A 25330-nucleotide genomic window follows, 5' to 3' on the forward strand; every position below is an offset into this window, starting at 1 on the left:
TCAACCGACGTGCCTGCAACCGACATGCCCGCAACTGACGCCGCCGCAACCGACGCGTCTGCAGTTGACTCACTCCGCGCTGACTACAGCACCATCACTCCCGACGGCGCGGTGAAGGAGGCCGGCGGCAGCCTGTACTCGTACCTGCCGGCCCCCACCGTGCAGAGCCACGCGGCGAACCTCCTCACGCTTCCGGACGGCCGGCTCGGCTGCGTGTGGTTCGGCGGCACCCAAGAAGGCGTGCCGGACATCTCGATCTGGTTCTCCACGCTGGAGCCCGGCAGCCGCCAGTGGTCACCGGCCGAGCAGCTCTCCGACGATGCCACCCGTTCGGAGCAGAACCCCATCCTGTTCGCCGCCCCGGACAGCCGGCTGTGGCTGCTGTACACGGCGCAGAAGGCCGGGAACCAGGACACCGCCGAGGTCCGCCGTCGCATCTCCACCGACAGCGGCCGCACCTGGGGTCCGGTGGAGACCCTGTTCCCCGCGAACGAGACCGGCGGCGTGTTCGTCCGGCAGCTGCCCGTGGTGCTGCCGTCCGGCCGCTGGATCATTCCGATTTTCCGCTGCATCACCACGCCCGGTGAGAAGTGGGTGGGCAACAGCGACGACAGCGCGGTCATGATTTCCGATGACGCCGGCACCACCTGGAGCGAGAACGTCCTGCCGGGCAGCTTGGGCTGCGTGCACATGAACATCCAGCCGGTGGCCGACGGTTCCCTGCTGGCCCTGTTCCGGAGCCGCTGGGCGGACTGGATCTACGAGTCCCGCTCCAGCGACGGCGGGACCACCTGGAGCGAGCCCGTCCCCACCGAATTGCCCAACAACAACTCCTCCATCCAGTTCACCGCCCTCGCGGACGGAAGGCTGGCCCTGGTCTACAACCACAGCCAGGCTGAAGCGTCGACGGAGCGGCGGCTCTCGCTCTATGACGAGATCGACGACGAGGGCCTCGCCGACGAACAGGCCCAGCTTCCGGAACCGGTGGTCACGGGGTCCGACCCGGGGTCCGACGCCGGCTCCACCGCCGAATCGGAAGGCCGCCGGAGCGCCTTCTGGGGCACGCCGCGGTCCCCGATGACCCTGGCCATCTCGGAAGACTCGGGCCGCAGCTGGCCCATCCGGCGCAACCTCGACGTGGGCGACGGCTACTGCCTGTCCAACAACTCCCGCGACGGGCTGAACCGCGAATACTCCTACCCGTCGATCCATCAGGGACCGGACGGCGCCCTCAACATCGCCTACACCTACTTCCGCCAGGCCATCAAGTTCGTCCGCGTGGATTCCCGGTGGGCCTACGAGGGCACGAGCACGCCCGGCGAAGCCGAATAGGGAACGGGGAACAACGATGACCGAGCCAACAGCGGGTGCTAAGCCGCACGCCGTCGTTACCGGCTGCAGTTCGGGCATCGGCAAGGCCATCACGGTCTGGCTGCTCGCGGACGGCTGGCAGGTGACCGGGATGAGCCGGAGCGAGCCCGCGCTCGGGGCGGGCTTCCAGTGGCGGCAGGCGGACCTCGCAGATCCGGCATCGCTGGCCGCCGTCGTCGAGGACCTGCCTCCGGTGAATGCATTGGTCCATGCCGCGGGCTTTCAGCGGACCGCCGTCCTGGGCGAGCTGGATCCCGACGCCCTGGCCGGCATGTTCACCGTCCATGTGGCGGCCGCGAGCAGCCTGGCCAACGCCCTGGTTCCGCGGATGCCCGACGGCGGCCGGGTGCTCCTGGTCGGCAGCCGGACCTCCACCGGTTCCCCCGGCAAGAGCCAGTACGCGGCCACCAAGGCTGCGCTGCTGGGGATGGGCCGGACCTGGGCGCAGGAGCTGGCGCCCCGCGGCATCACCGTGAATGTGCTGTCCCCGGGCCCCACGGACACCCCGATGCTCGCCGATCCGGGCCGGGCCGCCACGCCCCCGAAGCTGCCCGCCCTGGGCCAACTGGTGGACCCGGAGGATGTGGCGGCGCTCGCAGGCTTCCTGCTGGGCCGGCACGGGAAATCCATCACGGGACAGAACTACGTGATCTGCGGCGGCGCGTCGCTATGAACCGACCCGCAGTGAACAGTTGCGCGGTGAACGCATGCGGGCCGGCTCCGAATAGCATGGGCACAGCGATGTACCGACCGGCACAGCAACGGATGCCAGACCAGCAGGTGAAGGAGGACCAGCGATGACCACCGCCAAAGCCAGGCGCGAGGAGATCTACCACCTTGCCGTGACCACGGGGCTGACCTCCGTGGAAGAACTGTCACGGCATTTCGCCGTGACCGCCTCCACGATCCGGCGCGACCTCGCCCAGTTGAACGAACAGGGGAAACTCGCCAGGACCTACGGGGGCGCCGTCGCGCTGGGCGCGCACCCCGAACCGTCCCTGCGGCAGCGCACCGGCGAGGCCTTTGAACAAAAACATGCCATCGCGCTCTGGGCGGCCGCCGAGGTCAAGGACGGCGAAAGCATCCTGCTCGACGGCGGCTCAACCGTTGGTGCCATGGCGCACGCCCTGCGGGACAGGGACAACCTGTCCGTCACCACGCCGGGCATCAACACACTCCAGGAACTGGCCGACTCCCCCGGCATCCAGGTGGACTGCCTCGGCGGGCGCCTCCGCGGGGTCAGCCAGACGTTCGTGGGCCCCATTGCGGAGGCCACCCTGGAGCGCATGAGTTTCGACCGGGTGTTCCTTGGCGCGGACGCCGTCACCGCCGATGCCGGTCTGTGCGAGGCCGATCAGGCACAGACGCGCCTCAAAGAACTGATGGCCCGCCGCGGTGACACTGTCTACGTACTCGCAGACTCCACGAAGCTCGGAAAGCGCCCCTTCCATGCCTGGGTCCGGCTTCCCGCCCCTTGGATTCTCGTGACCGACGACCGCGCGGATCCGGAGCAGGTTGCGCTCTTCAGGAAAGCCGGCGTGACAGTCCAGCTCGTTGACCTGCCGCCAGCGCAGGCCGCCTGACGCGACCTCGCGACGTTGAACGGCTGTCAACCTTCCGCAGGGAACGTGGACAGCCGTTGGTGGTTGTTACAACTGCGCCTGCCTGCGTTTAGCCCACGGCCACAGCGCCAATCTGCTGCATGAGGCTTAAGTTGTCCGTGGTGCCCCAGTGCTCGGCCACTTTGCCGTCTTCAACACGGATGATGTCAGTGCAGTCGAATTCGACGCTCTTGCCCGATGCCGGGATGCCGCCCAGGTCCCCCCGATGTGTACCAGTGAGAACCACGTGGCACGCCTCCAGATTTCCGTCGGACAGCGTGGGCTCGAACTCTTTGACCTTGATGTCCGGGAAAGCCGACCGCATGGCGCTGACGAAGTAACGGACACCTTCCTTGCCCGGGGGCTGCCCCGGGAGGCCGGCCTCGTGATTTACGAGGTTGTCCGCGGCCAGTTCTTCAATGAGCGCTAGGTTTCCACTCTCAATGACTTCCTTGTAAAACCTCTCAATCAATCCAACACCTTCAGACATTTCCGACTCCTTGTTGGCGCGAGACCGACATTGGATCCCCCCGGCGTAGTATCAGCCGCCTGGTATCCGCGGCCCGCGTCGAGCGCCGAGTATGTTTTGTGAAAAACCGGTGTGAAAAACCAGTGAGAAACGGGCGAATCGCCTCGTTAAGGCAGAAGCTATTCCCGGTCCCTGATCGTGTCAAGATGCTGCGATTACGGTCGGTCGGGACCGCTGCTGCGGGCTTGGTGACTCACCCGTTTTCCGTGCCAATCCGCGGTCAGGGCAGAATGGAACCCATGACCCTAACGACGTTCGCGCTCATCCGCCATGGCCAGACCGACTGGAATGCGCAGCGCCGGCTGCAGGGATCCAGCGACATTCCGCTCAACGACGTCGGCCGCGGCCAGGCGCGGGACGCCGTCGCCACCCTGTCCGGTTACGAGTGGGACGCGATTGTGTCCTCGCCGCTGAGCCGCGCCGCGGAAACCGCCGACCTGATCGCCGCGGGGCTCGGGCTCACCGTGGCACGGCGCGTCCCGGAGCTCACCGAGCGGAACTTCGGCCCGGCCGAGGGCATGCAGGACGGCACCGAACTGGACGCCTTGCGCACGCCCGGCGGGTTCCGCGGCGCCGAAAGCGAGGACGAGGCAGCTGACCGCGGCCTGGCCGCGCTCGAAGCCCTGGCGGAGGAGTTCCGCGGCCGCCGCCTCCTCGTCGTAGCCCACGGAACCCTCCTCCGCGTGAGCCTCAGCCGCGCGATCGGCCGCACCCTGGTGAGCATCGACAACGCCGTGCTCAACCTGGCGCACCACCACCCCGTCGACGGCTGGCAGCTCGAGTACTTCAACGGCGAGCGGCTGTCCCAGACCGCCGTCGTCTGATTGCGCTCCCGCCGGCTCATCTTCCCCGGTCGGTGCTACGATTGCTACGGAGGCAGTCATGACCACTATCCCGCACCGCGAGCTCCGCAATCAAAGCAGTAAGATCCTTGAGCGCGTGAAGAACGGCGAAACGATCGACGTTACCAACAACGGCGAAGTGGCAGCCACACTGATCCCGCCCGCCATCTCCCCGTTCGAGCGGCTGCTGCTTTCCGGAAGCGTGCGGTGCGCGGCCTCGGAAGTTGTCGATTTTCAGGTCCTGCGACGCGTCAGCAGCAACGCTGAAACTGCCGAGATTGTCTCCGAGCTGCGCGGTGACCGTTGATCGTCTACGTCGACACGTCCGCTGCCCTCAAGTTGATCGTGGAGGAACCCGATTCGGCCGCCGCGGCACAGTATCTCTCGGCAGCAGCCCGTGCAGGCGACCAGCTGGTGGCCTCCATGCTTCTCTACACCGAACTGCATTGCGCGGGTCATCGTCGGGGCCTTCCGGTTGATTTGATCACCGCGGTATTGGACGGAATCAACCTCGTGGATGTGGCCCGTTCGGATCTCATGTACGCCGCCGCCATGCCCGGGAAGCTGCGTAGCGCCGACGCCATCCACCTCGCGACTGCAATTCGACTGCAGGCGGACGCTCTGGTGGCGTACGACGTCGAACTTGTCGCCGCCGCGGCGGAAGCCGGGCTCCGGACGCAGTCACCCGGCAGGACCCGCTAGCCACCTGCGACCGATCCGCTTTCAGCAGAAGGTTTTTCCGGGTCCGGAGTGTGTGGAGACAGTGTGTAACGATGTCGGCAAAAGGGTCGGCAAAAGGAACGGGGAGGTCCAGAGGTGACAGGTCTTGAGGGCGACGGGCTGCCGATGACGGCCTTGGCGGTTGCGGCTGGACGGGCAGTGGAGGCGTCACGGCCGGACAGGCTGATTGACGACCCCTTCGCTGCAGCCCTGGTGGAGGGGGCGCAATCGTCGCAGGACTGGCCGCTCGCGTGGCCGGACCCCTTGGACGCTGCTCCCCTGCAGCAACCGATACTGCTGGCTTCGACCTACATCGGCATGCGCACCCGCTTTATCGATGACTTCCTCCGGCCCGGCGAACAGACCCGCCAGACCGTCATCCTGGGAGCGGGGTTGGACACCCGCGCGTACCGGCTCCCCTGGACCGATGGCGCGCGCGTGCTGGAGCTCGATCTGGCAACGGTATTGGAGTTCAAGGCGCAAGTGCTGGCCGGCCTGTCGGCTGAGCCCGGATGCGAGCTTGTCTCCGTGCCGGCCGACCTCTCCCACTCCTGGGGTGAGCTGCTCCAGGCAGTTGGCTTCGACCGCACCCAGCCCACCACCTGGGTCATCGAAGGGCTGCTCCCCTACCTCGACGCCGACGCGCAGCTCCTGACGCTGCAGGAGGTCGCGGCGTTGTCCGCGCCCGGATCGAGGGCCGTCATCGAGCGCGCTGTGGCTTTGCCCCGCACTCAGGACTTCGAAGCCAAGCTGCGCGAGTTCAGCGCCCAGACCGGGCTGCCGATGAGCGAACTGCTGGCACGGGCGGACCCGCCGGACCCTTCCCGCGTCCTTGGACAGGCGGGCTGGCGCTGCACCGAACATCCGGTCGAGGAGTTGTGCTCGCGCTACGACCGCCGCATCTCCCTGGCTCCCGACGCCGAGCTGCCGGCAGCCCGGCCGGCAGCCCAGCCAACCGCCCAACCAGCGGCACAGCGCGGCGGCTTCGTGCTGGCCTGGCTGTAGCGCCCGCCGGCCGCAAGCTGGACCGTACGCTCGCCAGCCGCCCGCCGCCGTCGTGCTATTGCCGTTCCCGCCACAGCAGCGACACGACCAACACCACAGCACCCAGCCCCAGCATCACGAACACCATGAGGCCCCAGTTGGCCTGGTTGACGCCGGTGCCGTAGAAGATGCCGATCAGCACGGTGGCCGTGATCGCGCCGACGTACCGGCAGGTCTGGTAGATCCCGGCCGCCACGCCGCGCTCCTCCGGCCGGGTGGACAGGTACATGCCCTGGCTGGAGGCGAGGCCGACCACCCCGTACGGCACGCCCAGCAGGGCGGTCATGGCAAGCACCAGCGGGATGGCAAAGGACGCCGTCAGCAGCCACATCGCCCCCGACGCGACAAGGAGCAGCACGACGCCGGCGATCAGCACCGGCTTGACTCTGAAACGGTCGATCGCGCGGACCGCGAACGGGGTCACCACCACCGACATTGCGGCCAGCGGCAGCATCAGCACCCCGACGACGCCGGGGTTGTACCCGCCAGCTTCTTGCAGCAGCTGCGGGAGGCCGAAGAACGCGAAGTAGTAGACGGCGCTAAACACCGCGAACGCCAGGTAGACCAGCAGCAACGGCCGGTTGCGGCCCAGCAGCCGCAGGTCCAGGAACGGCGGGCTGAACCTCAGCTCGCGCCAGACGAACAACACCGTGAGCAGCGTCCCGGCGCCCAGCAGCCACCAGCGGTAGCCGGGAAGCACGTTCAGCAGCGCCATCATCACCAGCACCATGGCGCCCAGGAAGGCCAGAATCCCGGGGATGTCCGAGTCCCGCAGCAACTCGGAGACCCGGCCGCGCTCGCGGCCCTCGTCGGCGGGGGCGAAGCGCCGGACCAGCAGGATGGCAACGAGCGAGAGCGGGACGTTGACCAGGAACAGCGCCTGCCAGCCGATCAGGCTCACCAGCAGCCCGCCCACCACAGGTCCGACGGCGGCGGCTGAGGTGTTGGCCATCTGGATCCGGCCCAGCGGTCGGGTGGATTTCACGTTCGCCTGCCGCGCCAGTTCCCCGACCATGACGACGGCGCTCGGGTAGGCGGTGGCGGTGCCGAGGGCCATGAAGGCGCGGGCCACGCAGAGCAAGGCGAAGTTCGGCGCGAAGGGGGCAAGCGCGCACGTCACCGCCACCAGTGCCATGCCGAGCATGAACAGCTTGCGCGGGCCGAACCGGTCCGCGAACCGGCCCATGAGCGGCTGGCCGGCCGCGGAGGTGAGGTAGAAGGCCGTGATCACCCAGGTGACCGTGGCGACGTCGAGCCCGAAATCCGCCCGCAGCACCACGAGGGCGACGGCGATCATCGAAGAGTTCAGCGGGTTCAGTGCGGTGCCGAGGCTGAGACCGGCGACGGCCAGGCCCGCCCGGGGAGAGTTGCTCACGGCAACTAGTCTGTCCTACTGCACCCGCTGAAACCGAACCGGGCGACACATGCGGGGTGTCGGGTCCGGGAACGGGCCTCTAATCGATCACTCCGCGGCGGGCGTAGACGCCGACGCCGTCACGGGCGGTGCGCCCCGGTGCCCCCAGGCCAGTTCACGGAGCCGGACCAGGTCCAGCGCCGGCTGGGCCGGGGGAACGCCCGGCCGATGCCGCGGCACCACTACCCGAAGCGCGCGGGGTTCGATGGTGCACCGCACCGGGGTGCTCATCAGCAGGGCCTCGCCGTCCACTCCGACGGGGATCTCGGGCACGTCCGCGTCGACCACCACCTCCGCTGCGTTGCGTTGGATCAACCCCTGCTTCGTCGCCCGGCGCAGCAGCCCCACAGCCTCACGCGTGCTGGCGGCAGAGATCGCCACGGCACCGAGAGCCCCGCGGTCGAGCCGGGTTCGGCGGCCGAGGCCCGCGAGGTCGTTGCTGCCATACGGACCGTTGCTCACCAGCACCGCTTGCGGGCCGTCCACGGTTGCACCGTCCACCCGCGCCCGAAGCCGCGCGCCCTTGGCGCCCTTAATCAGGTCCGGAAGCATCTCCAGCACGGTACCGGCCTTGTCTTCGCGGTACGCAGGGCTCTGCACCACCTCGGCGTACACGCCGAACGATGAGTTGTTGACGAAGGTGCGGCCGTTGATCTTCCCTAGGTCCACGTGGAGTTCCACGCCGTCGCGCAGGGCGTCCAGGCAGCCCGTCGGGTCCTCTCGGTCCAGTCCGAGATCCAAGGCGAAATGGTTGCGGGTTCCGGCGCTGATCACGAGGAACGGGAGGTCGTGCTCGGCCGCGATGCCAGCTACCAGCGCCTGGGTTCCGTCACCACCGGCGACGCCGAGAAGATCCGCCCCGCGCTCCACTGCATGCCGGGCCAAGGCATCCACATCCACGGGCCCCGGCCCCTCCAGCAGCGCCACCTCGGCGCCAAGTTCCTCGGCCTTCCGCTGGAGGTCGAACTTCACCACCTTGCCCCCGCCGGAACGTGGATTCATGATCAAGAAGGGGTGTCGCCAGGTGGGGGCCGGGTGCTCGATCATCGCCGAGTCGGCCCGCCGCTCACGGAGGGCAGCCCGGGCACAGGCCACCGCAAGCACTATCAACGCAACAGAGACCACCACCACCCAGAGCAGCCCGGCCTGGATCAACAGGAACAGCACAACCAACGGGACCAGCACTGCCAGTCCCAGAGCACACCAACGCAGAAAACCGCGGCTAATGAGGAACCAATAGGTAGCGGCAACAGCGACCAACACGCCGCCGATACAGGTGATGAGCAGGACAATGGCACCTCCCGAGCTCGTAGCAGCAATCGGGACGGCCGCGGCGCAAAGGACTGCGGCGAAAGCGGCTCTCGCCCACCAACGCCGGCTTTCCGGAACCTCCTCGAGGGGAGCTGCGGCACTCATGTCCCGCCCTCGTTCCGCATTGACCCGACGGGGGTCATCTCCGCTGCCGGGACCTTCCTTCCGCTTGCCGGGCCTTTCCCTCCGCCCACCCGGTGCAGAGGCTCGAGCTCCCTGGCATCCTTGGATTTCACTTTCGGCATCTCCTTCGCCTACTCGTCCGGCTGTTGGTTGCCGGCCCCGCAGACCCGGTACGGCGGGTCAGGTCCTGAGCTTCGCCACCGTCATCAGGATCGCCGAGTCTTCCTCGGCCTCCAAACTGTGCAGCCGGTCCGGGACAATCAGCAGATCGCCGGTCTTGCCCTGCCAGGATTCTTCGCCGGACCGCAGGCGCACACAGCCGCGGAGCACAAAAACGGTCGCTTCGCCGGGGTTCTGGTGCTCGCTCAGTTGTGTCCCGGCTTTGAACGCCATGACCGTCTGGCGCAGGACCTTCTCGTGGCCACCGAATACCGTGTCGGCAGCCCGTCCGCTCTCTGCCTCCAGGGCAGCCGCGATCTGCTGCCGGGCCAAGGCCTCGATCGAAATTTTCTGCATGGGCACACGCTACTCGCCTCGGATCGTGATGCCGAGGGTCCTTCGCCCCGAACCCCGGTCCTGGATCACGGGAAAGTCAGTACCCAGTCACCAAAAGTCCGGCTGCCCGAAGGATGGGCGTGCTGTCAGTACCCCACCCGGAACTCGCCGTACTCCCCCGTCGCGGCCGAGACGGACTCCTGAACGTCCTCCACCCGGCCCGGCGCGTCCGGCGAGCGCAACCAGCGCCGTAGCTCCAGCACCACAGACTGCGGCCCTTCCGCCACAATGCCCACCGAGCCGTCGTCGTTGTTTCTGACCATGCCGGTCAGACCCAGCTCCTCGGCCTTCCGCACCGTCCAGTACCGGAAGCCGACCGCCTGAACCACCCCGGACACCCGCGCGCTCAGCCGCACGGGATCGCCGGAATCCGCCGGAAACTGCGCGGGGCGCTTGTCAGTCATGCTCCTAATGTAGCGCCCTGCCCGGCGGCCCGGTCCAACTCAGATGATCTCGCCGCCGAGACACAATAGGACCTTTGGCCCTTTTTTGGCCTTTCCAGTCCGGGCGAGGCTGGTTACTGCACTGCGCGAGCCTGCCGAGACCCGGCAGCGGCACAAAGAAGTGCTCTCGCCCCAGGTGGCAACAGCTGCCCGAAAGGATAAGACCATGGCTGGACAATTCGAAATCTTCACCGACGCGAATTCAAACGTCCGGTTCCGGCTGCTCGCAGCCGACGGGACCGTGTTGGCCATTTCCACAGCGTTCGACGACAAACGCCAGGCCGCGAACGCCATCATGGCCGTGCGCGAGTGCGCCGGCACCGGATTGATCCGTGAGGTCCGCAGCAATCCCTGGACCGGGCAGCGCGCCGCCCGGAACGCACCGCCGTCGCCGGTGAGCCAGCGCCGCCGGCACCTGCCTGCCGTCTAAGAGCACCTCTGGCCGGCTGCCCACGCGCGTTTCCCATTCCCTACCGGTAATGCGCCGGGCAGCCGGCTACTTTCGCTGGCTTCGTTACGGCGCTGGTCTCGTCACGGCGCTGGTTTCGTCACGGCGCTGGTTTCGTCGCCGTGCTGGTCTCACTGCCCGAACCAGCGGGCCGGAGGGACGTGATCATCTTCCGGACGTCCTGGTACTCCGCGGTGGTTGCGTAGAGTTTCGCCTTCTCCAGATACGGCAGCCCCGGACCCCCCGGCGTCGCGTTTTTAGCCGGATCGTACGCCTGGCCAAACAGCGCGCCGCTGGGCGGCCAGAGGAAGAGCTGGAACAAGGGACACGACGTTGGCCCGGTCACCTCCGGCATCATGGTGATCCCGTACGACGCGTACGTGGGCGGTGAAGCCTTGGCCGCTTTGTCATCGCCACGGCCCTCGAAAACGTAGCGCGGTCCGCTCTGGTCCGCCGCGCCGGGCTCCGTGAGCGCCTGCATCGGCTCCGAATCGATGAGCAGGTAGGGCTGTTGATCGCCGCATTCGGAGCCCGTGACCACATTGGTGCGCAGCGCCGCCATCTGCTTCCCGGCGGCGTTCAGGACGTCCACGAACTCGCCGCCCAAGGGCGCTTCCCCGGCGGGGTCTTTGACGGTCCAGGCGGCCGGATAGTCGAAACTTAGCGTCCCGTCCGACGTCGTAAAGGTCTTCCACCCGGACGACGTCGGTCCCGCCGCAGGCGGTGAGCTTGCCGCCGTCGCGGTTCCCGGCGATGTTCCCGGCGAGTTGTCCGCGGTGCCCGACGATGGTCCCGGCGACGCGGTTCCGGGCTCTGCGCCCGCCCCCGCTCCCGTGGAGTTCCCAGGCGGAACGGTTGCCGGCGTCGTTCCTGTGGTGGCACCCGGCGTCGTGGCGCTGCCGCCCGTCGCAGAGGGCCCCGGTACCGGGCCGCACCCGGCCAGCAGCAGGGCCGTGAGCGTCAGCACAGGGAGCACTGTGAGAACCGGAGCGGGGAACAATGCCAACGCCGGCTTCTGCCGCTTCACGCGCGGGTTCATGCGCCCGGCCAGCCTTACTGCCCCGCCGGCCGAAGCGAGGTGACCATCTTCTTGATGTTCTGGTACTCGGAGGTATTCATGTACGCCTCCGGCGTGTCCACATTCGGCTCGTTACCCGGCGTGGTGTCAAAGGGGTTGTAGACGCCCCCGAACGACGCTCCGCTGGGCGGCCATGTGAAGGAGTGGAAGATCGGGCAGGCGTCCGGCCCGGACGGCTTGGGGGCCGAGCTGATGCCGTACGCCATGACGTTCGCCTTCATGGGGTCCTTCTCCGCAGGGTAGAGCCGCAACTCAAAGATGAAGTGCGGTGTGGCTCCCTGCTGCGCCAAGGCGGGAACAGGGACAAGATCGAGCACCGAGTACGGGATGCGTTGCGTGCATTCGGCGCCGGTGGCCACATTGGTCCGCAGCGTGGCCAGCGACTTTCCGTGGGGATTGAGGACCTCCAGGAACACCGCCCCGGCTGCGGCCTCGGCGCTCCGGTCCTTGACGGTCCACTCAGCCGGGTAATCGAACTGCAACTTCCCGTCCGGGGTCTTGACGACCTTCCAGTTCGCCGCCGTCGGGGCCGGCGTGCCCGGACCCGAGGACGGGTCGGTCGGCGGGATACCGCTTACGTTGCCGGTCGCGGGCGCGGACGTCAGCGGGGGCACGGTGGGCATCGACGGCGACGGCGAAACCGGAGCAGCAGGCGCGCCGCAGGCGCCGAGAAGTGCCGCGACCAAAAGGCCGGCTGATGCTGCCGTGCCGATCGCCCCGAGTCGACGCATGTCATCCTCCCCCTAGGACTCAACTGGTTCGATCATTGTCGATTGACCCGGCGCCGGATCAAGGGCCAAAAGTCCCGAGTTGGGTGGGCCAGACGACGGCGTGACCGACCCCATGTTGACATCCCGCCGATTTCAATTGGAAACGAAAGCTTGCTAGAGCTTAGGTATGCAAGAGTTCCTCACCAATGCAATGCCGTTCCTGACCATGGCGCTCGCCGTGGTGGCCGGGCTCATCCTGTCTTGGCTGGTCCGCCGGATTGTGCTTCAGCTCAACCGCAACAAGCCTGAACTGCGGGAGATCTCCCGCGTGGCCCGGCTGCCCTTGCGCTTCTCCCTCTGCCTGATCGCCGTGCGGACGGCCCTGGCCACCACTCCGGGGGACATCGAATGGCGCGGTCCGCTGGACCACGTGCTGCTGCTGGCCCTCATCGTTTCCCTGGGCTGGCTGGCGATAGCCATGCTGCTCATCGTCGAGTTGATGGTGCTGACGCGTTATCGGGTGGACGTAGCGGACAACCGCCGCGCCCGGCGGCTGCGCACCCAAGTGATCCTGGCCCGGCGGATCGCCGTCGCCCTGATCGTTGTGGTGGCCCTGGGCAGCATGATGCTGACGTTCCCCGCCATCCAGGCCCTCGGCGCGGGCCTGCTGGCCTCCGCCGGCCTGATCTCAATCGTTGCCGGCTTGGCCGCGCAGACCTCGCTGGTCAATGTCTTCGCCGGCATCCAGCTGGCCTTCACGGACGCAATCCGGGTGGACGACGTCGTGGTGGTCCAGAAGGAATGGGGCCGGATCGAGGAAATCACCTTGACCTATGTGGTGGTCCACATCTGGGACGACCGCCGCCTGATCCTGCCCTCGACGTACTTCACCACCACGCCCTTCGAGAACTGGACCCGGCGCCAGTCCGAGGTCATGGGCACCGTGGAGTTCGACCTCGACTGGCGTGCACCGGTGGAAGCCATGCGCGCTGAACTGAAGAAGGTCCTGGCCGAGACCCCGCTGTGGGACAACCGGGTGGGTGTCCTGCAGATCACGGACGCCACGGCCGGCTTTGTCCGGGTGCGCATCCTTGTCAGCGCCGCGGACAGCGCCTCCCTCTTCGACCTCCGCTGCCTCATCCGCGAGGAACTGGTGGTGTTCCTGCAGCTGAACCACCCCACGGCGCTCCCCCATGTGCGCCTCGAATCGCTGCCGTCGGGAGGATCCGTTCCGGCCGACGCCACGTCCGACGCCGGGAAACGGTCCCAGCGAGCGCGCAAGGATTCTGCCGTGGTGGAGCACCCGCATCACCCGGACCCCCACGACTCCCAGCTGTTCACCGGTTCCATCGAGGCGATCCAGCGCTCCCGGGCCTTCACCGGTCCGGGCCAGGAAGTCTTCGAGGACCGTGACAACGCCATCGCCTCGCAGAACTGAGCTGGGCTCCCCCGCGGAAGTGCCCCGGGCCTCCCCGTACGGGTCGTCGGGGTCTTCCCAGCTTCCCGGAAGAGGCCGATAATCGGACGCGGGAACCGAAACGGCGTAACCCGCAACGCCGCATCGGCAACGCCTGCCAGGGAAGGAAGCCCGCCATGACCATTCCACCGCCGCCCGGACCAGATCCGTTTCCGCCGGAACCCGGTCCCACGACGCCGCAGCCCGAGCCCGGGGATCCGTTCCCGCCGGAGCCCGGCCCGGTCGCCCCGCCCGGGCCGGTTCCGGCACCCGGCCCTGAACCCGGTCCCGGTCCTGCTCCTGGGCCGCTCCCCATTCCCGACCCGGGGCCGGTGCCGCCCCGGCCGGATCCCACCCGTTTCTAGGGGGTCAGGGACGCGGTCAGGACGCGCCAAGTGGCCCGTGACGCGCAGATGCCCCTGCTACACCCGAGTTCGGGTGTCGCAGGGGCATCTGCGCGTCGCCAGGGCGAAGGAGTGTCGACGAAGCCGTGTCAGCGCCTACGGCAGGACGATGTCCTTGGTGCGGTGATCGTAGTGGATGACCAGCAGGCCGCCGCCGTGGTGGACCTCGTGGTTCGGCCCGTCGAAGACGCCGAACGCACCGTAGTTCTCTTCCCAGGAACGGTTCAGGGCGATCTTGAAGGCGTAGAAGCCGGCCGGAATCTCCGCGGCGATCTTCCACATCTGGTCCACCTGATCCAGTTCCATCTGGGCTTCGTCATACTGCGGCGCCCAGTTGGCCGGCGCGCCCAGCAGGATGTTGAAATCGCCGGCAACCGCGACGGCCTCCGGCTGCTGGATGGTTTCGGTGCTGACGGCAGGAGTGTCGGCTCCCGGAGCCGCCGCCGTGGCCTGGGCCGGCGTGGCCTCTGCGGCCGCGGCCTGGCCGGCGACCTTGCGCTTCCGCACCACCTTGGCGACCGGGGCAACAGCTTCCTCGACGAGCTTGGCAGCCTTTTCGGCAACCTTCCCTGCTTTCGACGGCGCCTTTTCGGCCGGCGCGTTGCCGGCGGCCGCAGCCTTTTCAGAGATCAGAGCCGGCTTGACCGCGGGAGCGGCAGGCAGCGGGGTGTCCGCCGGAACCGGGGTGCCGGCGTCGAGCGCTGCGGCGAAGGCATCGGGGTCAGCGAACGCAACCGTGGCGCGCTGGCCGTCGTCGGTGATGGACCAGCCGGAGCGGCCCTTGACCAGCCAGCCGGCCTTGACCAGCTTGGCCGTGGCGGTGGTGAGGGTCTTGTGGCCGCGGGGAATGCCGCCGCTCAGGAGTTCGCGTTCACGATCGTCGAGGGGAACCCGCGAGATAGCCTCGCCCAGGACGGCTCCGGCGTTCAATTTCTCGCCAGTCCATACCCCCTCTGACAGGACATCCAGCACGGCCTTGAGCCGAAGGTTGGTCTTTTCCGCGGTGTTCGCGCCCATGGGTCTCCTTAGAAGCAATTGATCCACCTGCATTTTGCCAAGGAATGGGCGGTTTTTGCGAGTGGAATCGGTTAACTCTATGTGTCGTGACCCACTATGACAGGGCCGAGAGGGGCGCGGGCGGGACCAACTCGACGTTACCCGCGAGTAGAAAAGCGCTCCTGGACCGCTTCCCGGTGGGGTCCCCGCTCAGTCCCCGGCGCTCCATTGCGCGCCGGTTTGGGCGGAATAGGCGGCAACGGCAGCTTCGATGGTGCGGTAGAAGTGCTGCGGCTCGATTTCGCGGGTCAGTTCGAATTTTTCCACTTTGGCCCGGACCCGGTGCTTGAGCTCGGCGAACACCAGCGAGGTGCCCTGCTTGTTCAACTCGCGGTCCAGGTCAAGCAACATGTCCGCGGCGGTGGTGTCCACGTCCGTGATCGGCTCAGCCGCGATCAGGATCCACCGCGGCTTCGGTTCGGCCCGCGCCAGCCGCCGAATGTTGTCCCGGAAGGTCGTGGCGTTGGCGAAGAACACCGGCGCGTCAAACCGGTAGATCACCAGGCCGGGCAGATGCTTGGCGTCCGGGTGCACGTTGACGTCGTGAAAACCTTCGAGGCCCGGCACCCGTCCGATCACGGTCTGGTAAGGCCACCAGGACCGGCGGAAGACGTTGAGGATGGACAGGCCCACCGCAATGCCGATGCCCGGCAGTACGCCCAGTAACACCACGCCGAGGAAAGCCGCGAGCGACAGTCCGAATTCCGTCTTGCTCTGCTGCCAGAGGCGCACGGTGCCGGGAATGTCGGCGAGGGACACAGAGGCGGTGATGACGACGGCGGCGAGGGCCGGCTGGGGCAGGTTCCGGAACATGCCGGGCAGGAGGACGAGCATGAGGATGATCAGCACCGCGCCCGTGACGCCGGTCAGTTGCGTCTTGGACCCGGATCGTTCCGCGACGGCGGTCCGGGAACCGCTGGTGCTCACGGGGAAGCCCTGGAACAGGCCTGCGGCGAGGTTCGCGGCGCCGATGCCGATCATCTCCTGGTTGCCATTGATTTCCTGGCCGGACCGGGCTGCGAACGATGACGCCGTCGAAATCGTGTCCGTCAGCGAGACAAGGGCAATGCCCAGGGCGCCGGCCATCATCAGCGCGATGTCCGACCACTCCACGTGAGGGATAGTGAACGGCGGGAAGCCCTGCGGGAGTTCCCCGACCAGGGAGACGCCGCGATCGGCCAGGTCGAAGAGCGAGGCCGCCGCGATCGCGAGCACCACCATGATGAGCACTGCCGGGACTTTGGGCAGCCAGCGTTGCAGGACCAGGATCACCACGATCCCGCTGATCCCGACGGCGGCCGCGGCAGGCACGGTCTCGCCGCTGGCCACGCCCTGGACGAAGCCGACGAGGTCCCCGATGAACCCTTCGGCATCGACCTTGAACCCGAAGAGCTTGGGGAGCTGCCCCACCAGGATGGTGAGCGCGAGGCCGTTCATGTAGCCGATCATGGTGGGCTTGGAGATGAGGTCCGCAATGAAGCCGAGCTTGGCGACCGAGGCCAGGACCATGATGACGCCGACCATGAGCCCGAGCATCGAGGCGAGCGCGACCGCCTTCTGGGGGTCGCCGTCGGAAGCGACCAGGGGCAGGACCGTCGCGGCGATCATCGGGCCGAGCGAGGAGTCCGGCCCCAGCACGAGGATGCGGGACGGGCCGAAGACCGCGTAGGCGAGCAGGCACAGGACCGTGGTGTACAGCCCTGTGATCGTCGGAAGCCCCGCCAGCTCCGCATACGCCATGCCCTGGGGCACCAGCAACGTGGACAGGACGACCCCGGCGACGATGTCCTTGCCCAGCCAGTCCTTCCGGTACGCAGCGGCGACGTCGAGCCCAGGCATCACCTGGCGCAGCGGGTTCCTCTGCCGCTGTCCGGTCTTCGTCATACGTGCACTCTGCCGCCCGACGCCGCCCGCCGCATCCTCCGGCGAGGGTGAACCGCGTCAACTCTCCTCGCACCCGTTGTGCCCCCGGCTGGATGGGCCTAAAGTGGCGGTCTGCCCACTGCGCGCCGCCTGCTGCAGGAAAAGGTGCCGAGGCCGCCGCCCGCCATTCACATTGAGGAGATACCTATGGAATCCCGTACGCTCGGCTCGCTCACTGTCTCCCCACTGGGTTTGGGCTGCATGGGCATGAGCGAGTTTTATGGTCACGGCGAGGACAACGAGTCCATCGCCACCATCCACGCCTTTCTCGACGCGGGCGGAAGCCTGCTCGACACCGCGGACATGTACGGCCCGTTCACGAACGAAGTGCTGGTGGGCCGGGCCATTGCCGGCCGGCGGGACGACGTGGTCCTGGCCACCAAATTCGGCAACGAACGGCGGCCCGACGGATCCTGGGTGGGTATCAACGGCTCCCCCGACTACGTGCGCGCAGCCTGCGACGCGAGCCTGCAGCGGCTGGGCGTGGACCACATCGACCTGTATTACCAGCACCGGGTGGACAAGACCGTCCCGATCGAGGACACCGTCGGAGCGATGGCTGAGCTGGTCCAGGCGGGCAAGGTCCGGCACCTTGGCCTGTCGGAGGCCAGCGCGGAAACCGTGCGCCGGGCCCATGCGGTCCATCCCATCGCCGCCTTGCAGACCGAATACTCGCTGTGGGAACGCGAGCCCGAGACCAAGGTCTTCCCGGTCCTGGCCGAGCTGGGCATCGGCTTTGTCCCGTACAGCCCGCTGGGCCGGGGCTTCCTGACGGGCCAATTCCGCACCCCGGATGACTTTCCGGCGGACGATTTCCGCCGGCACTCCCCGCGTTTCCAGGGCGAGAACTTCACCAGGAACCTGCAACTCGTGGACCGGGTGAAGGAAATGGCGGATGCAAAAGGGTGCACCCCGGCGCAACTGGCACTGGCCTGGCTGCTGGCCCAGGGCGAGCACATCGTTCCCATCCCCGGCACCAAGAAGCGCGACCGTCTGCAGGAGAACCTGGGCGCTACCGACGTCGAACTCTCCGCCGAGGACCTCACCCGGCTGGATGAACTCGCTCCAGCCGGCACGACCGCCGGGGCGCGCTACCCGCACATGGACTCAATCGACGTCTAAGCCGGCCGTTGCCCTGTCACTTATGGCTCTTATCCGCGACGTTTTATCCGACCCTTTTGGCAGCCATTAGCGATAGGGCAACTGTGGTGTCAGAGCCCGGAGTCGGCCAGTTCGGCCAGCAGTTCGGTTTTGCGCTCCTCGCTGGCGAAGGAGGAACGGATCGAGTTCGCCGCCAGCCGCACGCAGTCGAATTCGGACAGGCCGATGACGGACTTCAGCTGGGCGAAGTTGTCGTCCACGTAGCCGCCGAAATACGCGGGATCGTCCGAGTTGACGCTGACGTTCAGGCCCGCGGCGAGCATGGCCGGGAGCGGGTGCTCAGCGAGCATCCCCACTGCCCGGAGCCGGACGTTGGACAGCGGGCAGACGGTCAGCGGCATGAACTCATCGACGAGCCGTTCGACGAGGTCCGGATCCTCCATGCACCGGATCCCATGGTCGATCCGCTCCACGCCCAGGATGTCCAGTGCGTCGATGATGTACGACGGCGGGCCCTCCTCGCCGGCGTGCGCGATCCGGTGCAGCCCGGCGTCCCTGGCCCGGGCGAAGAGCCGCTGGAACTTCTCCGGCGGGTTGCCCACTTCGGCCGAGTCCAGGCCGATCCCGGCGATCGGGGCCCCCATGGCGAGCAGCTGCTCCAGCACCTCCAAAGCGGAATCCTCGGAGAGGTCGCGCAGGAAGGCCGCGATTAACAGGGTGGAGATGCCGAACTCTTCGAAGGATCCCGCCAACACCGAGGCCACGCCGTTGACACACGTTTCCAGCGATATTCCACGGGACAGGTGCGCCTGGGGGTCCAGCATGATTTCGGCATGCCGCACCCCGGCGAGCGCCGCCCGGCTCAGGTAGGCCCGGGTCATGTCCGCGAAGTCCTGTTCCGTCTGCAGCACCGCCATATTGGCGTAGTAGAGGTCCAGGAAGGACTGCAGATCAGTGAACTCGTACCGGGAATGGAGCTCGTCCAGGTCCGCATAAGGCAGTTGGATCCCGTTGCGCTCCGCGAGGGCGAAGATCAGCTCCGGTTCCAGCGTTCCCTCGATGTGCAAGTGCAGCTCAGCAACCGGGAGTTCGAGTACTTCCTCGGGGACCTCCGCGAATTCCGGTTCTTCGGCATTCAACTGGGCGTCGGCGTCGTTCGTTTCCATCCGGTAAGGATATGCCCGGTGATGCGCCGATAGACCCCCCGGACTTCCGGACTAGCCGAGGTCAGGGAGGCGAGCCGAGGACGCCGCTGAAATGATAACGGCAGAAGCCGCAAAAATAACAGCTTGATAACGTAGACGACCTGCTTTAGCCTAGTGTGCATGCCCGGCAACCGGGTATTGCATGCCCGGTGCTACCACCACCAGATACTGCCCGACCGGTAGACACCGCTATGACCTCAATCGTCGGGGGCGGGCAGTGGCGCGACAACGTCCGGGGACGGACCGAGCGCTGGTGGCCCTCAGGAGCATTCTGAACCATGAAGAAATCCACCTACAGCACTGCCGCGCGCCGCGGCATCACCCTGGCGGCTGTTTCGATGGCCTCCGTCGCACTGTCGGCGACCGCCGCAAGCGCTGCTGCACCTGCGAACACCACAACTTCGGTCTGGGATTCGCTCGCCCAGTGCGAAAGCAGCGGCAACTGGGGCACCAACACCGGAAACGGCTTCTCGGGCGGGCTGCAGTTCACGCCGAGTACGTGGGCGGCCCATGGCGGCACCGGGTCCGCGGCGAACGCCAGCCGCGAACAGCAGATCGCCGTCGCCCAGAAAGTGCAGGCCAGCCAGGGTTGGGGCGCGTGGCCAGCCTGTGCCGCGAAGCTTGGCCTGAGCGGCGGCGGTGGCGCGGCGCCGCAGAGCGCGACAACACCACAACGGACGGCCGCAGTTGCCACGCAGACCAGCGTGCCGGTGCGGCAGGTAGCCCCGAAGGCAGCCGTCCCGGCACCCCGGCACGTTGCACCGGTTGCCGTGAGTGGCCAGACTTACACGATCCGGAGCGGCGAAACGCTGAGCAAGATCGCCGAAAAACTCAACATCGCTGGAGGCTGGCACTCGCTGGCTGATGCGAACACGGCGACCATCGGCAACCCCGACCGGGTCTACCCGGGCCAGGTGCTGCAGCTTCCCGCCTAGGGCTCCTGGGTAAAAAACGCATTAAAGAAGAACGACGCCGGAGCGCACCCTTTCGGGTGGGCTCCGGCGTCGCTTCGGCTAAGGCCGGTCCGGCTAATTTCGGCCGGGCAGGCGCTGACTGCTGGGACCGGTCAAGCCGCCGAACTACTCAAGCCGCCAGGGCGACCTGCGGGATTTCGCGGACAATCTGGAGTTTCCACGCGGAGTCGTCAGTCGTGTCCAGCAGGGCCACGGTACCCATGGCCAGGTGCAGGCCGACCCGCTTGGCTGCCAGCAGTTCGAGGTACAGGCTCTCGTTCATGCGGGCGGGGGCATCGATCACGTACTTCACCGCGTCGCGGACTTTGCGGTAATTCGCGCTGCGCTCCCGGTGCAGGTGCAGCTCCAGGAGGCGGCGCTGACGGAGCTTTGGTTCGTGGCGGTTCAGCCAGGACACTGCGGCGTGGACGCCGAGGACTAGTGCCAACGAGATTGCGTAGATCTCCCAGCCGGTATTGAGCAGGAACAACGGCAGGTTGGCGATTGCCACAGCGGCGATGAAGAGGCGAAGGGCCATCAGGCGCCGCATCGTCAGTGCAAACGCGGCCATTGCCGCGCGGAACTTGTGCTGTTCATTGCGGGCTGCGACCGGGTCCAGGATGACTTCTTCGAGCACAACGATTCCGTTGGCGTCGGGGCTCAGCATTTGTCCATAACGGGGCGCGAACGGCACTACCGTTGATTTAGGCTCTGCTGTTTGGGGTTCTGCTGTCTGTGGCATGGGCGTGTCTTCCGAGGCGAAGGTCGTGGTTCATGCTATTTTATCCGCTTTTCAACACCCCTGTCTGCCTTGTTCCGGGATGTGAGCACTCTCACCAGCGCATCCGCCCAGTGCATCCGCAATTGGTGCATTTGGCTGGTGGCCTCAGACTGGAGAGATGCAGACTTTCCTCCCCTTCCCCGATTTCCAGCAGAGCGCTGCGGCCTTGGACCGCGTGCGGCTCGGCAAGCAGCGCGTTGAAGCGTTGCAGATTCTCCGGGCGCTGGTGATTCCGGAGTACGGGTGGCGGTCGCATCCCGCGGTCCGGATGTGGATGGGCCATGTTCCCGCACTGACGTTGTACGGCCTGGCCATGGTGGATGAATGGACCGCCCGCGGCGGTGAGGACAGCACGCGGGAGAAGATCGTGGAGTTCGCCCCGCAGGCGGCTCACCCCGACTACGCAGCCAAGATTCAGATGCCGCCGTGGCTGGGCGAGCCGGATTTCCACCTCAGCCACCGGTCCCGCCTGATCGCCAAGGACCCGCGTTTCTACACCAAGGCCTTTCCGGGCACGGACCCGGATCTGGAGTACGTCTGGCCCGAGCCGAGGCACGAGCTTCTGCCGGAGGATCCTGCCGGGGACCGCATGTGGGTGCTGCGCCTGCCCCTTGGCGACACCGAGCCCGAGCAGCTGAAGACCATCAGCCTTCCGCCCGTTGGACGGGCAAGGCCGGCAGCCGACGACGACGACTACCAGTTCGTCTACGCCGAGTCGGGATCCCGCCGCCCGGGTAAGGAGCGCAAGCTGCCGCCCAAGCAGCTCGTCAAGAAGCCCACCCGCAAGCGCCAGCAGCAGGAAGAGGCGTTCACCACTCTTCCCGGCAACTCGGTGGTCGCCATCCCGGTCGGGGGCGGGACTTCCTTCGCCATCGGCAAGGTCCTGGGCCGCCCGATCACCGTGGAGGGGCAGTTCGCGCGCAACTTCCAGGTTGACGAGGTCGTGGACCGCGCAGCCTTCGACTACCCCGCCCTGCTGCAGGACCCCCGGGTCTTCTTCCCGATTCCGGCGAGGTAGCCAGGTCGTCGTCGACGCGGGCCCTGGCGCCGGGTCCGACGACGACGGCGGCGAGCGGCTGCCGCCGTCGGCAGGGCCGACGCCCTCGGGCCGTCAAGATCACTTCAAGATTTACTGAAACCTGACCGCGGCGCCTCCTGATGGCTGGCAGACTTGGCTCATGACTGTACTGCTGGCCGGTTGCGGCGATCTGGGCACGGAGGCCGGGCTGCGATTCGCGGCGGCCGGCCATCGCGTGGTGGGGTGGCGCCGCTCGCCGGGGAAGCTTCCGGCTGCAATTGAGGGCGTCGCCGCGGACCTGAGCTCCAGCGAACTGCCGCCCCTCCCGCCCGACACGACCGCCGTCGTCGTCGCCATAGCCGCAGACTCCGCGACGGAAAATGCCTACCGGACCGCCTATATTGACGGCCTCGCACATGTGCTGGACGCGGTAACGGATTCCGGGGCGGCCGTCCGGCGGGTCCTCTTTGTCTCCTCGACCGCGGTGTATGGTGACGCTGCCGGGGGCTGGATCGATGAACGCACGACTCCGGAACCCGGCGGGTTTTCGGGCCGCATCATCCGTGAGGCGGAGGAACTCCTCTTCAGCCGTCTAAATGGCACGGGCATCGCGCCGGTCGTGCTGCGGCTTGGCGGGATTTACGGTCCAGGCCGGACGAGGCTGATCGACCAGGTGCGCGGCGGAACGGCTGTGATTCCGGCCGCGTCGCGCTTCACCAACCGGATCCACCGCGACGACGCCGCCGCCGCAATCGTCCACCTGTGCACCATGGACGCCATTCCCGGACCCTTGTATGCGGGTGTGGATAACGAGCCGGCCGAACTCGGCCAGGTGCTGGGTTTCCTGGCCGCCGAGTTGGGACTCCCCCAACCGGCGTTGGAGCCGACGAGCGTTTCGACGCCGGGCGGCGGACCGACGCCGGGCGGCGGGCCGTCACGGGGCGGCAATAAGCGAGTCAGCAACGCGCTGCTTCGCGGCACCGGTTTCGAGTTCCAGTACCCGAGCTTCCGGGAAGGTTACCGGGCCATGCTTGCCGGAACCGGCGTCCGGCACCCGTAAGGCTTGCTTTGAATGTCACTGCCCGCTTCTCCGAAGGGAACCATGGATCTTCAGCACATCATTGAAACGGTCGGCGCATTCATGGACTTCGCCGGCGTGGCCGTCATGGTGTTCGGCGCCATCATATCCATCCCCCTTGCCCTGCGCGGCTTCCAGCCGAGACGCCGGCGGGCCGACTCCGCGCCGCTGTCCGTCTACCGCTCCTACCGGCAATTGCTGGGCCGCTCCATCCTTCTCGGGCTCGAACTGCTGGTCGCGGCCGACATCATCCGTACCGTCGCCGTAACTCCCACGTTCGAAAGTGTCGGGGTGCTGGCCATCATCGTGCTCATCCGGACTTTCCTGAGCTTTTCGCTCGAGCTGGAAATCACCGGACGCTGGCCCTGGCAGAGCCAGCGCGAAGGTGCACCTGACACTTCTCCGGCCTCTTCTGCGGCCGGCTGAACCGAGGAGGGCGTGGCCCATGCAACTGCATCCGTGGCCCGAAGCGCCTGAACTTCCGGCCCCGGTCATCATGGACCAGCGGTGGATGGACGCCGTCTTCCTGCACTGGCGCATTCCGGAACCGGTGGCGGCGTCGTTTATGCCTTGGGGTGTAGCACCGGACAACTTTGATGGGTCCGCGTGGGTGGGGCTGATCGGCTTCCGGATGCGAGACGCGGGTCTGGGACGCGGCCCTGCTGTGCCGTATTTCGGAAGCTTCATAGAGGTCAATGTTCGCCTTTACTCCCGGGAGCCGGACGGCACGCGCGGAGTAGTTTTCCTCACTTTGGATGCCTCGCGGTTGGCGCCGGTGCTCGCTGCCCGGGCTGCCGGAATTCCCTATGTTTGGTCGCGCGCAAGCTTCGTGAGTGGTGGGGAACCGGCGGGGCCAGGGCGGACGCCGGGCGGGCTGCCGGGCGCCGGCTTTTCTGTCCGCCGATTCCGTGGCGGCGCCCGGAGCGATTTCGCCGTCGTCCCGGAGTTCGACGTCGAATTGGCCGATCCCCTCTCAGTTCACCTCACGGCCCGCTTCGGTTTGCACTCCCGGTTCAGGGGCAAGACTGTCTATATTCCCAATGCGCACAGCGCATGGCCCCTATACCGGGCGCAACTGACCCGACTCGACGATCAATTAGTACGCGCCGCAGGCATCGAAGTCGCCGGGCCGCCCGAATCTGTGCTTTTCTCGCCCGGGGTCCACACGCAGTTTGGCCGGCCCCGGGTCCTGGATGGCGCTCACTGAGGGTTGCCCGACGGCGGGCGCGCTCGGGCATTGGCTGGCGCACGCGCCGGACAGCCGGAGAGCCCCGCCGCAAGACAGCCACTTCCATCATTAACTGTCAGACCCCTTTGGAAGACTGGGGGTATGGAAGCCGCCAGGGATTTCATACCGTTCGAGGACGACGGGCACGGCACGGGCCGGGATACAGCTCCCGGTGCGGGGCCGGCCCAGTTCTCCGGTGTCGATGCTGCCCTGGCCGCGCCTCAGGATGCCGGTTCTGAAACTGTCAGACCCCTTTGGAAGACTGTTTTTATGGAAGCCGCCAGGGATTTCATACCGTTCGGGGACGACGGGCAGGGCACGGGCCACGGGGCAGACCGCGGCACCGGTTCCGCCCGGTTCGCCGGTGTGGACGCTGCCCTGACCACGCTGCGGGCTGCGGTGTCGGCGGCTGCCGTGGATCCCGGCTCGTGGGGTTTCCGGGCCGCGGCGGAGTTCGCCGGGCAGGTCGAGGAGCTTTCGCGCACGGTGGAGTATGGGCAGCTGATTGCCGCGGCGGCCGCCGACCGGGCCCGGAAGCAGTCGGTAGCCGCGGCCGCGGCCGGCACTTCGGGGACCACGGGCTGGACCACCGGATGGCGCGACGACGCCGCCGCCGGCGCCGGGACTGCCGGCGGGGCGGGTTCCGGCGCCGGGACTGCCGGCGGGGCGGGTTCCGGCGCCGGCGGTGGCGTTGCGGCCGCGGCCGGAAGTGGTGGCGGGCCGGACGCGGCGGACGTGGCGGCGGCCGATGACGGGTACCGGAACACCGTGGAGTTCCTGCGGGCCAGTTTGCGGATCGGCGCCCCGGAGGCCCGGCGCCGGCTCGTCCTCGCCGGGCGGCTCCTGCCGCGCCAGGGCCTGGCCGGGCGGCAGGAACCGCCCGTGCACGAAGAACTCGGAGCCGCCGTCGCCGCCGGGGAGGTCGGTTCCCGGGCCGC

Annotated in this window: 26 protein-coding genes and 1 pseudogene; 16 read left to right on the top strand and 11 right to left on the bottom strand. The window is 67.4% G+C overall.

Translation table 11 applies throughout. From position 1 onward, the window contains the following. The first annotated feature begins 24 nt into the window (after window positions 1-24). The 3 genes from ACFVVK_RS12795 to ACFVVK_RS12805 all read left to right on the top strand — a co-directional run bounded on the left by ACFVVK_RS12795 (window position 25) and on the right by ACFVVK_RS12805 (window position 2954). A complete protein-coding gene (locus ACFVVK_RS12795) occupies window positions 25-1332 on the top strand; it encodes an exo-alpha-sialidase (RefSeq protein ID WP_390267251.1) in 1308 nt (435 codons plus the stop codon). A 16-nt stretch (window positions 1333-1348) separates the two neighbouring features. Continuing rightward, window positions 1349-2044, top strand: a complete 696-nt coding sequence (locus ACFVVK_RS12800; protein ID WP_390267164.1) for an SDR family NAD(P)-dependent oxidoreductase — start codon at window positions 1349-1351, stop codon at window positions 2042-2044. Between the two features lie 124 nt (window positions 2045-2168). Next, on the top strand, window positions 2169-2954 hold the full coding sequence (locus ACFVVK_RS12805; protein WP_390267167.1) for a DeoR/GlpR family DNA-binding transcription regulator: 786 nt from the start codon (window positions 2169-2171) through the stop codon (window positions 2952-2954). Between the two features lie 88 nt (window positions 2955-3042). On the opposite strand, the gene ACFVVK_RS12810 is transcribed toward ACFVVK_RS12805, so the two are convergent. Then, a complete protein-coding gene (locus tag ACFVVK_RS12810; RefSeq protein WP_390267170.1) occupies window positions 3043-3462 on the bottom strand; it encodes an ester cyclase in 420 nt (139 codons plus the stop codon). A gap of 278 nt (window positions 3463-3740) precedes the next feature. Between ACFVVK_RS12810 and ACFVVK_RS12815 the strand changes: the two genes are divergently transcribed. From ACFVVK_RS12815 to ACFVVK_RS12830, 4 genes are all read left to right on the top strand, one after another. Further along, on the top strand, window positions 3741-4325 hold the full coding sequence (locus tag ACFVVK_RS12815) for a histidine phosphatase family protein (protein ID WP_390267173.1): 585 nt from the start codon (window positions 3741-3743) through the stop codon (window positions 4323-4325). 58 nt (window positions 4326-4383) lie between these two features. Continuing rightward, a complete protein-coding gene (locus ACFVVK_RS12820; RefSeq protein WP_390267176.1) occupies window positions 4384-4650 on the top strand; it encodes a type II toxin-antitoxin system Phd/YefM family antitoxin in 267 nt (88 codons plus the stop codon). Beyond that, window positions 4647-5045: a type II toxin-antitoxin system VapC family toxin gene (locus tag ACFVVK_RS12825; protein WP_390267179.1), complete on the top strand. Its 399-nt coding sequence runs from the start codon at window positions 4647-4649 to the stop codon at window positions 5043-5045. The genes ACFVVK_RS12820 and ACFVVK_RS12825 overlap by 4 nt, the downstream gene beginning before the upstream one ends. 114 nt (window positions 5046-5159) lie before the next feature. Then, window positions 5160-6068: an SAM-dependent methyltransferase gene (locus tag ACFVVK_RS12830; RefSeq protein ID WP_390267182.1), complete on the top strand. Its 909-nt coding sequence runs from the start codon at window positions 5160-5162 to the stop codon at window positions 6066-6068. 55 nt (window positions 6069-6123) lie between these two features. Here ACFVVK_RS12830 and ACFVVK_RS12835 read toward each other — a convergent pair whose 3' ends face one another. The 4 genes from ACFVVK_RS12835 to ACFVVK_RS12850 form a co-directional block, all read right to left on the bottom strand. Beyond that, the gene (locus ACFVVK_RS12835) at window positions 6124-7482 is read right to left on the bottom strand and encodes an MFS transporter (protein WP_390267185.1); all 1359 of its coding nucleotides are present in this window, start codon (window positions 7480-7482) and stop codon (window positions 6124-6126) included. 87 nt (window positions 7483-7569) lie between these two features. After that, the gene (locus ACFVVK_RS12840; RefSeq protein ID WP_390267188.1) at window positions 7570-8937 is read right to left on the bottom strand and encodes a diacylglycerol/lipid kinase family protein; all 1368 of its coding nucleotides are present in this window, start codon (window positions 8935-8937) and stop codon (window positions 7570-7572) included. Window positions 8938-9135: 198 nt separating this feature from the next. Then, a complete protein-coding gene (locus tag ACFVVK_RS12845; protein WP_390267191.1) occupies window positions 9136-9471 on the bottom strand; it encodes a cupin domain-containing protein in 336 nt (111 codons plus the stop codon). Window positions 9472-9596: 125 nt separating this feature from the next. Then, entirely contained in the window at window positions 9597-9914 is a 318-nt protein-coding gene (locus ACFVVK_RS12850; protein WP_390267194.1) for an acylphosphatase, read from the bottom strand. Window positions 9915-10119: 205 nt separating this feature from the next. Between ACFVVK_RS12850 and ACFVVK_RS12855 the strand changes: the two genes are divergently transcribed. Further along, window positions 10120-10383 (top strand): YegP family protein, encoded by a 264-nt coding sequence (locus ACFVVK_RS12855; RefSeq protein WP_390267197.1) that lies wholly within the window; start codon window positions 10120-10122, stop codon window positions 10381-10383. 118 nt (window positions 10384-10501) lie between these two features. Here ACFVVK_RS12855 and ACFVVK_RS12860 read toward each other — a convergent pair whose 3' ends face one another. Beyond that, window positions 10502-11368 carry a hypothetical protein gene (locus tag ACFVVK_RS12860; protein ID WP_390267200.1) on the bottom strand — a complete coding sequence of 289 codons (867 nt, stop codon included), beginning with the start codon at window positions 11366-11368 and terminating at the stop codon, window positions 10502-10504. Between the two features lie 86 nt (window positions 11369-11454). Then, a complete protein-coding gene (locus ACFVVK_RS12865) occupies window positions 11455-12210 on the bottom strand; it encodes a hypothetical protein (protein ID WP_390267203.1) in 756 nt (251 codons plus the stop codon). A gap of 166 nt (window positions 12211-12376) precedes the next feature. Here ACFVVK_RS12865 and ACFVVK_RS12870 point away from each other — a divergent pair, with 166 nt between their 5' ends. Further along, the gene (locus ACFVVK_RS12870; protein WP_390267206.1) at window positions 12377-13627 is read left to right on the top strand and encodes a mechanosensitive ion channel family protein; all 1251 of its coding nucleotides are present in this window, start codon (window positions 12377-12379) and stop codon (window positions 13625-13627) included. Window positions 13628-14145: 518 nt separating this feature from the next. Here ACFVVK_RS12870 and ACFVVK_RS12875 read toward each other — a convergent pair. Beyond that, a complete protein-coding gene (locus ACFVVK_RS12875; RefSeq protein WP_390267209.1) occupies window positions 14146-15066 on the bottom strand; it encodes a glycosidase in 921 nt (306 codons plus the stop codon). A 189-nt stretch (window positions 15067-15255) separates the two neighbouring features. Further along, window positions 15256-16989 (bottom strand): SulP family inorganic anion transporter, encoded by a 1734-nt coding sequence (locus ACFVVK_RS12880; protein WP_390267212.1) that lies wholly within the window; start codon window positions 16987-16989, stop codon window positions 15256-15258. 186 nt (window positions 16990-17175) lie between these two features. On the opposite strand from ACFVVK_RS12880, the gene ACFVVK_RS12885 reads away from it, so the two are divergent. Beyond that, window positions 17176-18150, top strand: a complete 975-nt coding sequence (locus ACFVVK_RS12885) for an aldo/keto reductase (protein WP_390267215.1) — start codon at window positions 17176-17178, stop codon at window positions 18148-18150. Window positions 18151-18239: 89 nt separating this feature from the next. On the opposite strand, the gene ACFVVK_RS12890 is transcribed toward ACFVVK_RS12885, so the two are convergent. After that, the gene (locus ACFVVK_RS12890) at window positions 18240-19295 is read right to left on the bottom strand and encodes an adenosine deaminase (protein ID WP_390267218.1); all 1056 of its coding nucleotides are present in this window, start codon (window positions 19293-19295) and stop codon (window positions 18240-18242) included. 317 nt (window positions 19296-19612) lie between these two features. Here ACFVVK_RS12890 and ACFVVK_RS12895 point away from each other — a divergent pair, with 317 nt between their 5' ends. Continuing rightward, complete coding sequence (locus ACFVVK_RS12895; protein ID WP_390267221.1) at window positions 19613-20269, top strand: transglycosylase family protein; 657 nt, start codon at window positions 19613-19615, stop codon at window positions 20267-20269. A 148-nt stretch (window positions 20270-20417) separates the two neighbouring features. Here the strand turns inward: ACFVVK_RS12895 and ACFVVK_RS12900 are convergent, their stop codons facing one another. After that, window positions 20418-20954 (bottom strand): hypothetical protein, encoded by a 537-nt coding sequence (locus tag ACFVVK_RS12900; RefSeq protein ID WP_390267224.1) that lies wholly within the window; start codon window positions 20952-20954, stop codon window positions 20418-20420. Between the two features lie 232 nt (window positions 20955-21186). Between ACFVVK_RS12900 and ACFVVK_RS12905 the strand changes: the two genes are divergently transcribed. The 5 genes and pseudogenes from ACFVVK_RS12905 to ACFVVK_RS12925 all read left to right on the top strand — a co-directional run. Beyond that, a complete protein-coding gene (locus ACFVVK_RS12905; protein WP_390267227.1) occupies window positions 21187-22086 on the top strand; it encodes an MSMEG_6728 family protein in 900 nt (299 codons plus the stop codon). 160 nt (window positions 22087-22246) lie between these two features. Further along, the gene (locus ACFVVK_RS12910; RefSeq protein ID WP_390267230.1) at window positions 22247-23146 is read left to right on the top strand and encodes an SDR family oxidoreductase; all 900 of its coding nucleotides are present in this window, start codon (window positions 22247-22249) and stop codon (window positions 23144-23146) included. Between the two features lie 42 nt (window positions 23147-23188). After that, window positions 23189-23590 (top strand): DUF1622 domain-containing protein, encoded by a 402-nt coding sequence (locus ACFVVK_RS12915; protein WP_390267233.1) that lies wholly within the window; start codon window positions 23189-23191, stop codon window positions 23588-23590. A 19-nt stretch (window positions 23591-23609) separates the two neighbouring features. After that, window positions 23610-24371, top strand: a complete 762-nt coding sequence (locus tag ACFVVK_RS12920; RefSeq protein WP_390267236.1) for a YqjF family protein — start codon at window positions 23610-23612, stop codon at window positions 24369-24371. Window positions 24372-24662: 291 nt separating this feature from the next. Continuing rightward, window positions 24663-25330: pseudogene (locus ACFVVK_RS12925) on the top strand (hypothetical protein); the annotation flags it as partial.

Origin of the sequence: Arthrobacter sp. NPDC058192 (assembly GCF_042883665.1) — a bacterium.
Taxonomy (GTDB): Bacteria; Actinomycetota; Actinomycetes; order Actinomycetales; family Micrococcaceae; genus Arthrobacter.

What these genes read in the sequence shown, in the direction of transcription:
- ACFVVK_RS12795 (WP_390267251.1), top strand. Translation starts at nt 25, where the DNA reads ATGCCCGCAACTGACGCCGCCGCAACCGACGCGTCTGCAGTTGACTCA.
- ACFVVK_RS12800 (WP_390267164.1), top strand. Translation starts at nt 1,349, where the DNA reads ATGACCGAGCCAACAGCGGGTGCTAAGCCGCACGCCGTCGTTACCGGC.
- ACFVVK_RS12805 (WP_390267167.1), top strand. Translation starts at nt 2,169, where the DNA reads ATGACCACCGCCAAAGCCAGGCGCGAGGAGATCTACCACCTTGCCGTG.
- ACFVVK_RS12810 (WP_390267170.1), bottom strand. Translation starts at nt 3,462, where the DNA reads ATGTCTGAAGGTGTTGGATTGATTGAGAGGTTTTACAAGGAAGTCATT.
- ACFVVK_RS12815 (WP_390267173.1), top strand. Translation starts at nt 3,741, where the DNA reads ATGACCCTAACGACGTTCGCGCTCATCCGCCATGGCCAGACCGACTGG.
- ACFVVK_RS12820 (WP_390267176.1), top strand. Translation starts at nt 4,384, where the DNA reads ATGACCACTATCCCGCACCGCGAGCTCCGCAATCAAAGCAGTAAGATC.
- ACFVVK_RS12840 (WP_390267188.1), bottom strand. Translation starts at nt 8,937, where the DNA reads ATGAGTGCCGCAGCTCCCCTCGAGGAGGTTCCGGAAAGCCGGCGTTGG.
- ACFVVK_RS12845 (WP_390267191.1), bottom strand. Translation starts at nt 9,471, where the DNA reads ATGCAGAAAATTTCGATCGAGGCCTTGGCCCGGCAGCAGATCGCGGCT.
- ACFVVK_RS12850 (WP_390267194.1), bottom strand. Translation starts at nt 9,914, where the DNA reads ATGACTGACAAGCGCCCCGCGCAGTTTCCGGCGGATTCCGGCGATCCC.
- ACFVVK_RS12855 (WP_390267197.1), top strand. Translation starts at nt 10,120, where the DNA reads ATGGCTGGACAATTCGAAATCTTCACCGACGCGAATTCAAACGTCCGG.
- ACFVVK_RS12865 (WP_390267203.1), bottom strand. Translation starts at nt 12,210, where the DNA reads ATGCGTCGACTCGGGGCGATCGGCACGGCAGCATCAGCCGGCCTTTTG.
- ACFVVK_RS12870 (WP_390267206.1), top strand. Translation starts at nt 12,377, where the DNA reads ATGCAAGAGTTCCTCACCAATGCAATGCCGTTCCTGACCATGGCGCTC.
- ACFVVK_RS12875 (WP_390267209.1), bottom strand. Translation starts at nt 15,066, where the DNA reads ATGGGCGCGAACACCGCGGAAAAGACCAACCTTCGGCTCAAGGCCGTG.
- ACFVVK_RS12880 (WP_390267212.1), bottom strand. Translation starts at nt 16,989, where the DNA reads ATGACGAAGACCGGACAGCGGCAGAGGAACCCGCTGCGCCAGGTGATG.
- ACFVVK_RS12885 (WP_390267215.1), top strand. Translation starts at nt 17,176, where the DNA reads ATGGAATCCCGTACGCTCGGCTCGCTCACTGTCTCCCCACTGGGTTTG.
- ACFVVK_RS12890 (WP_390267218.1), bottom strand. Translation starts at nt 19,295, where the DNA reads ATGGAAACGAACGACGCCGACGCCCAGTTGAATGCCGAAGAACCGGAA.
- ACFVVK_RS12895 (WP_390267221.1), top strand. Translation starts at nt 19,613, where the DNA reads ATGAAGAAATCCACCTACAGCACTGCCGCGCGCCGCGGCATCACCCTG.
- ACFVVK_RS12900 (WP_390267224.1), bottom strand. Translation starts at nt 20,954, where the DNA reads ATGCTGAGCCCCGACGCCAACGGAATCGTTGTGCTCGAAGAAGTCATC.
- ACFVVK_RS12905 (WP_390267227.1), top strand. Translation starts at nt 21,187, where the DNA reads ATGCAGACTTTCCTCCCCTTCCCCGATTTCCAGCAGAGCGCTGCGGCC.
- ACFVVK_RS12910 (WP_390267230.1), top strand. Translation starts at nt 22,247, where the DNA reads ATGACTGTACTGCTGGCCGGTTGCGGCGATCTGGGCACGGAGGCCGGG.
- ACFVVK_RS12915 (WP_390267233.1), top strand. Translation starts at nt 23,189, where the DNA reads ATGGATCTTCAGCACATCATTGAAACGGTCGGCGCATTCATGGACTTC.
- ACFVVK_RS12920 (WP_390267236.1), top strand. Translation starts at nt 23,610, where the DNA reads ATGCAACTGCATCCGTGGCCCGAAGCGCCTGAACTTCCGGCCCCGGTC.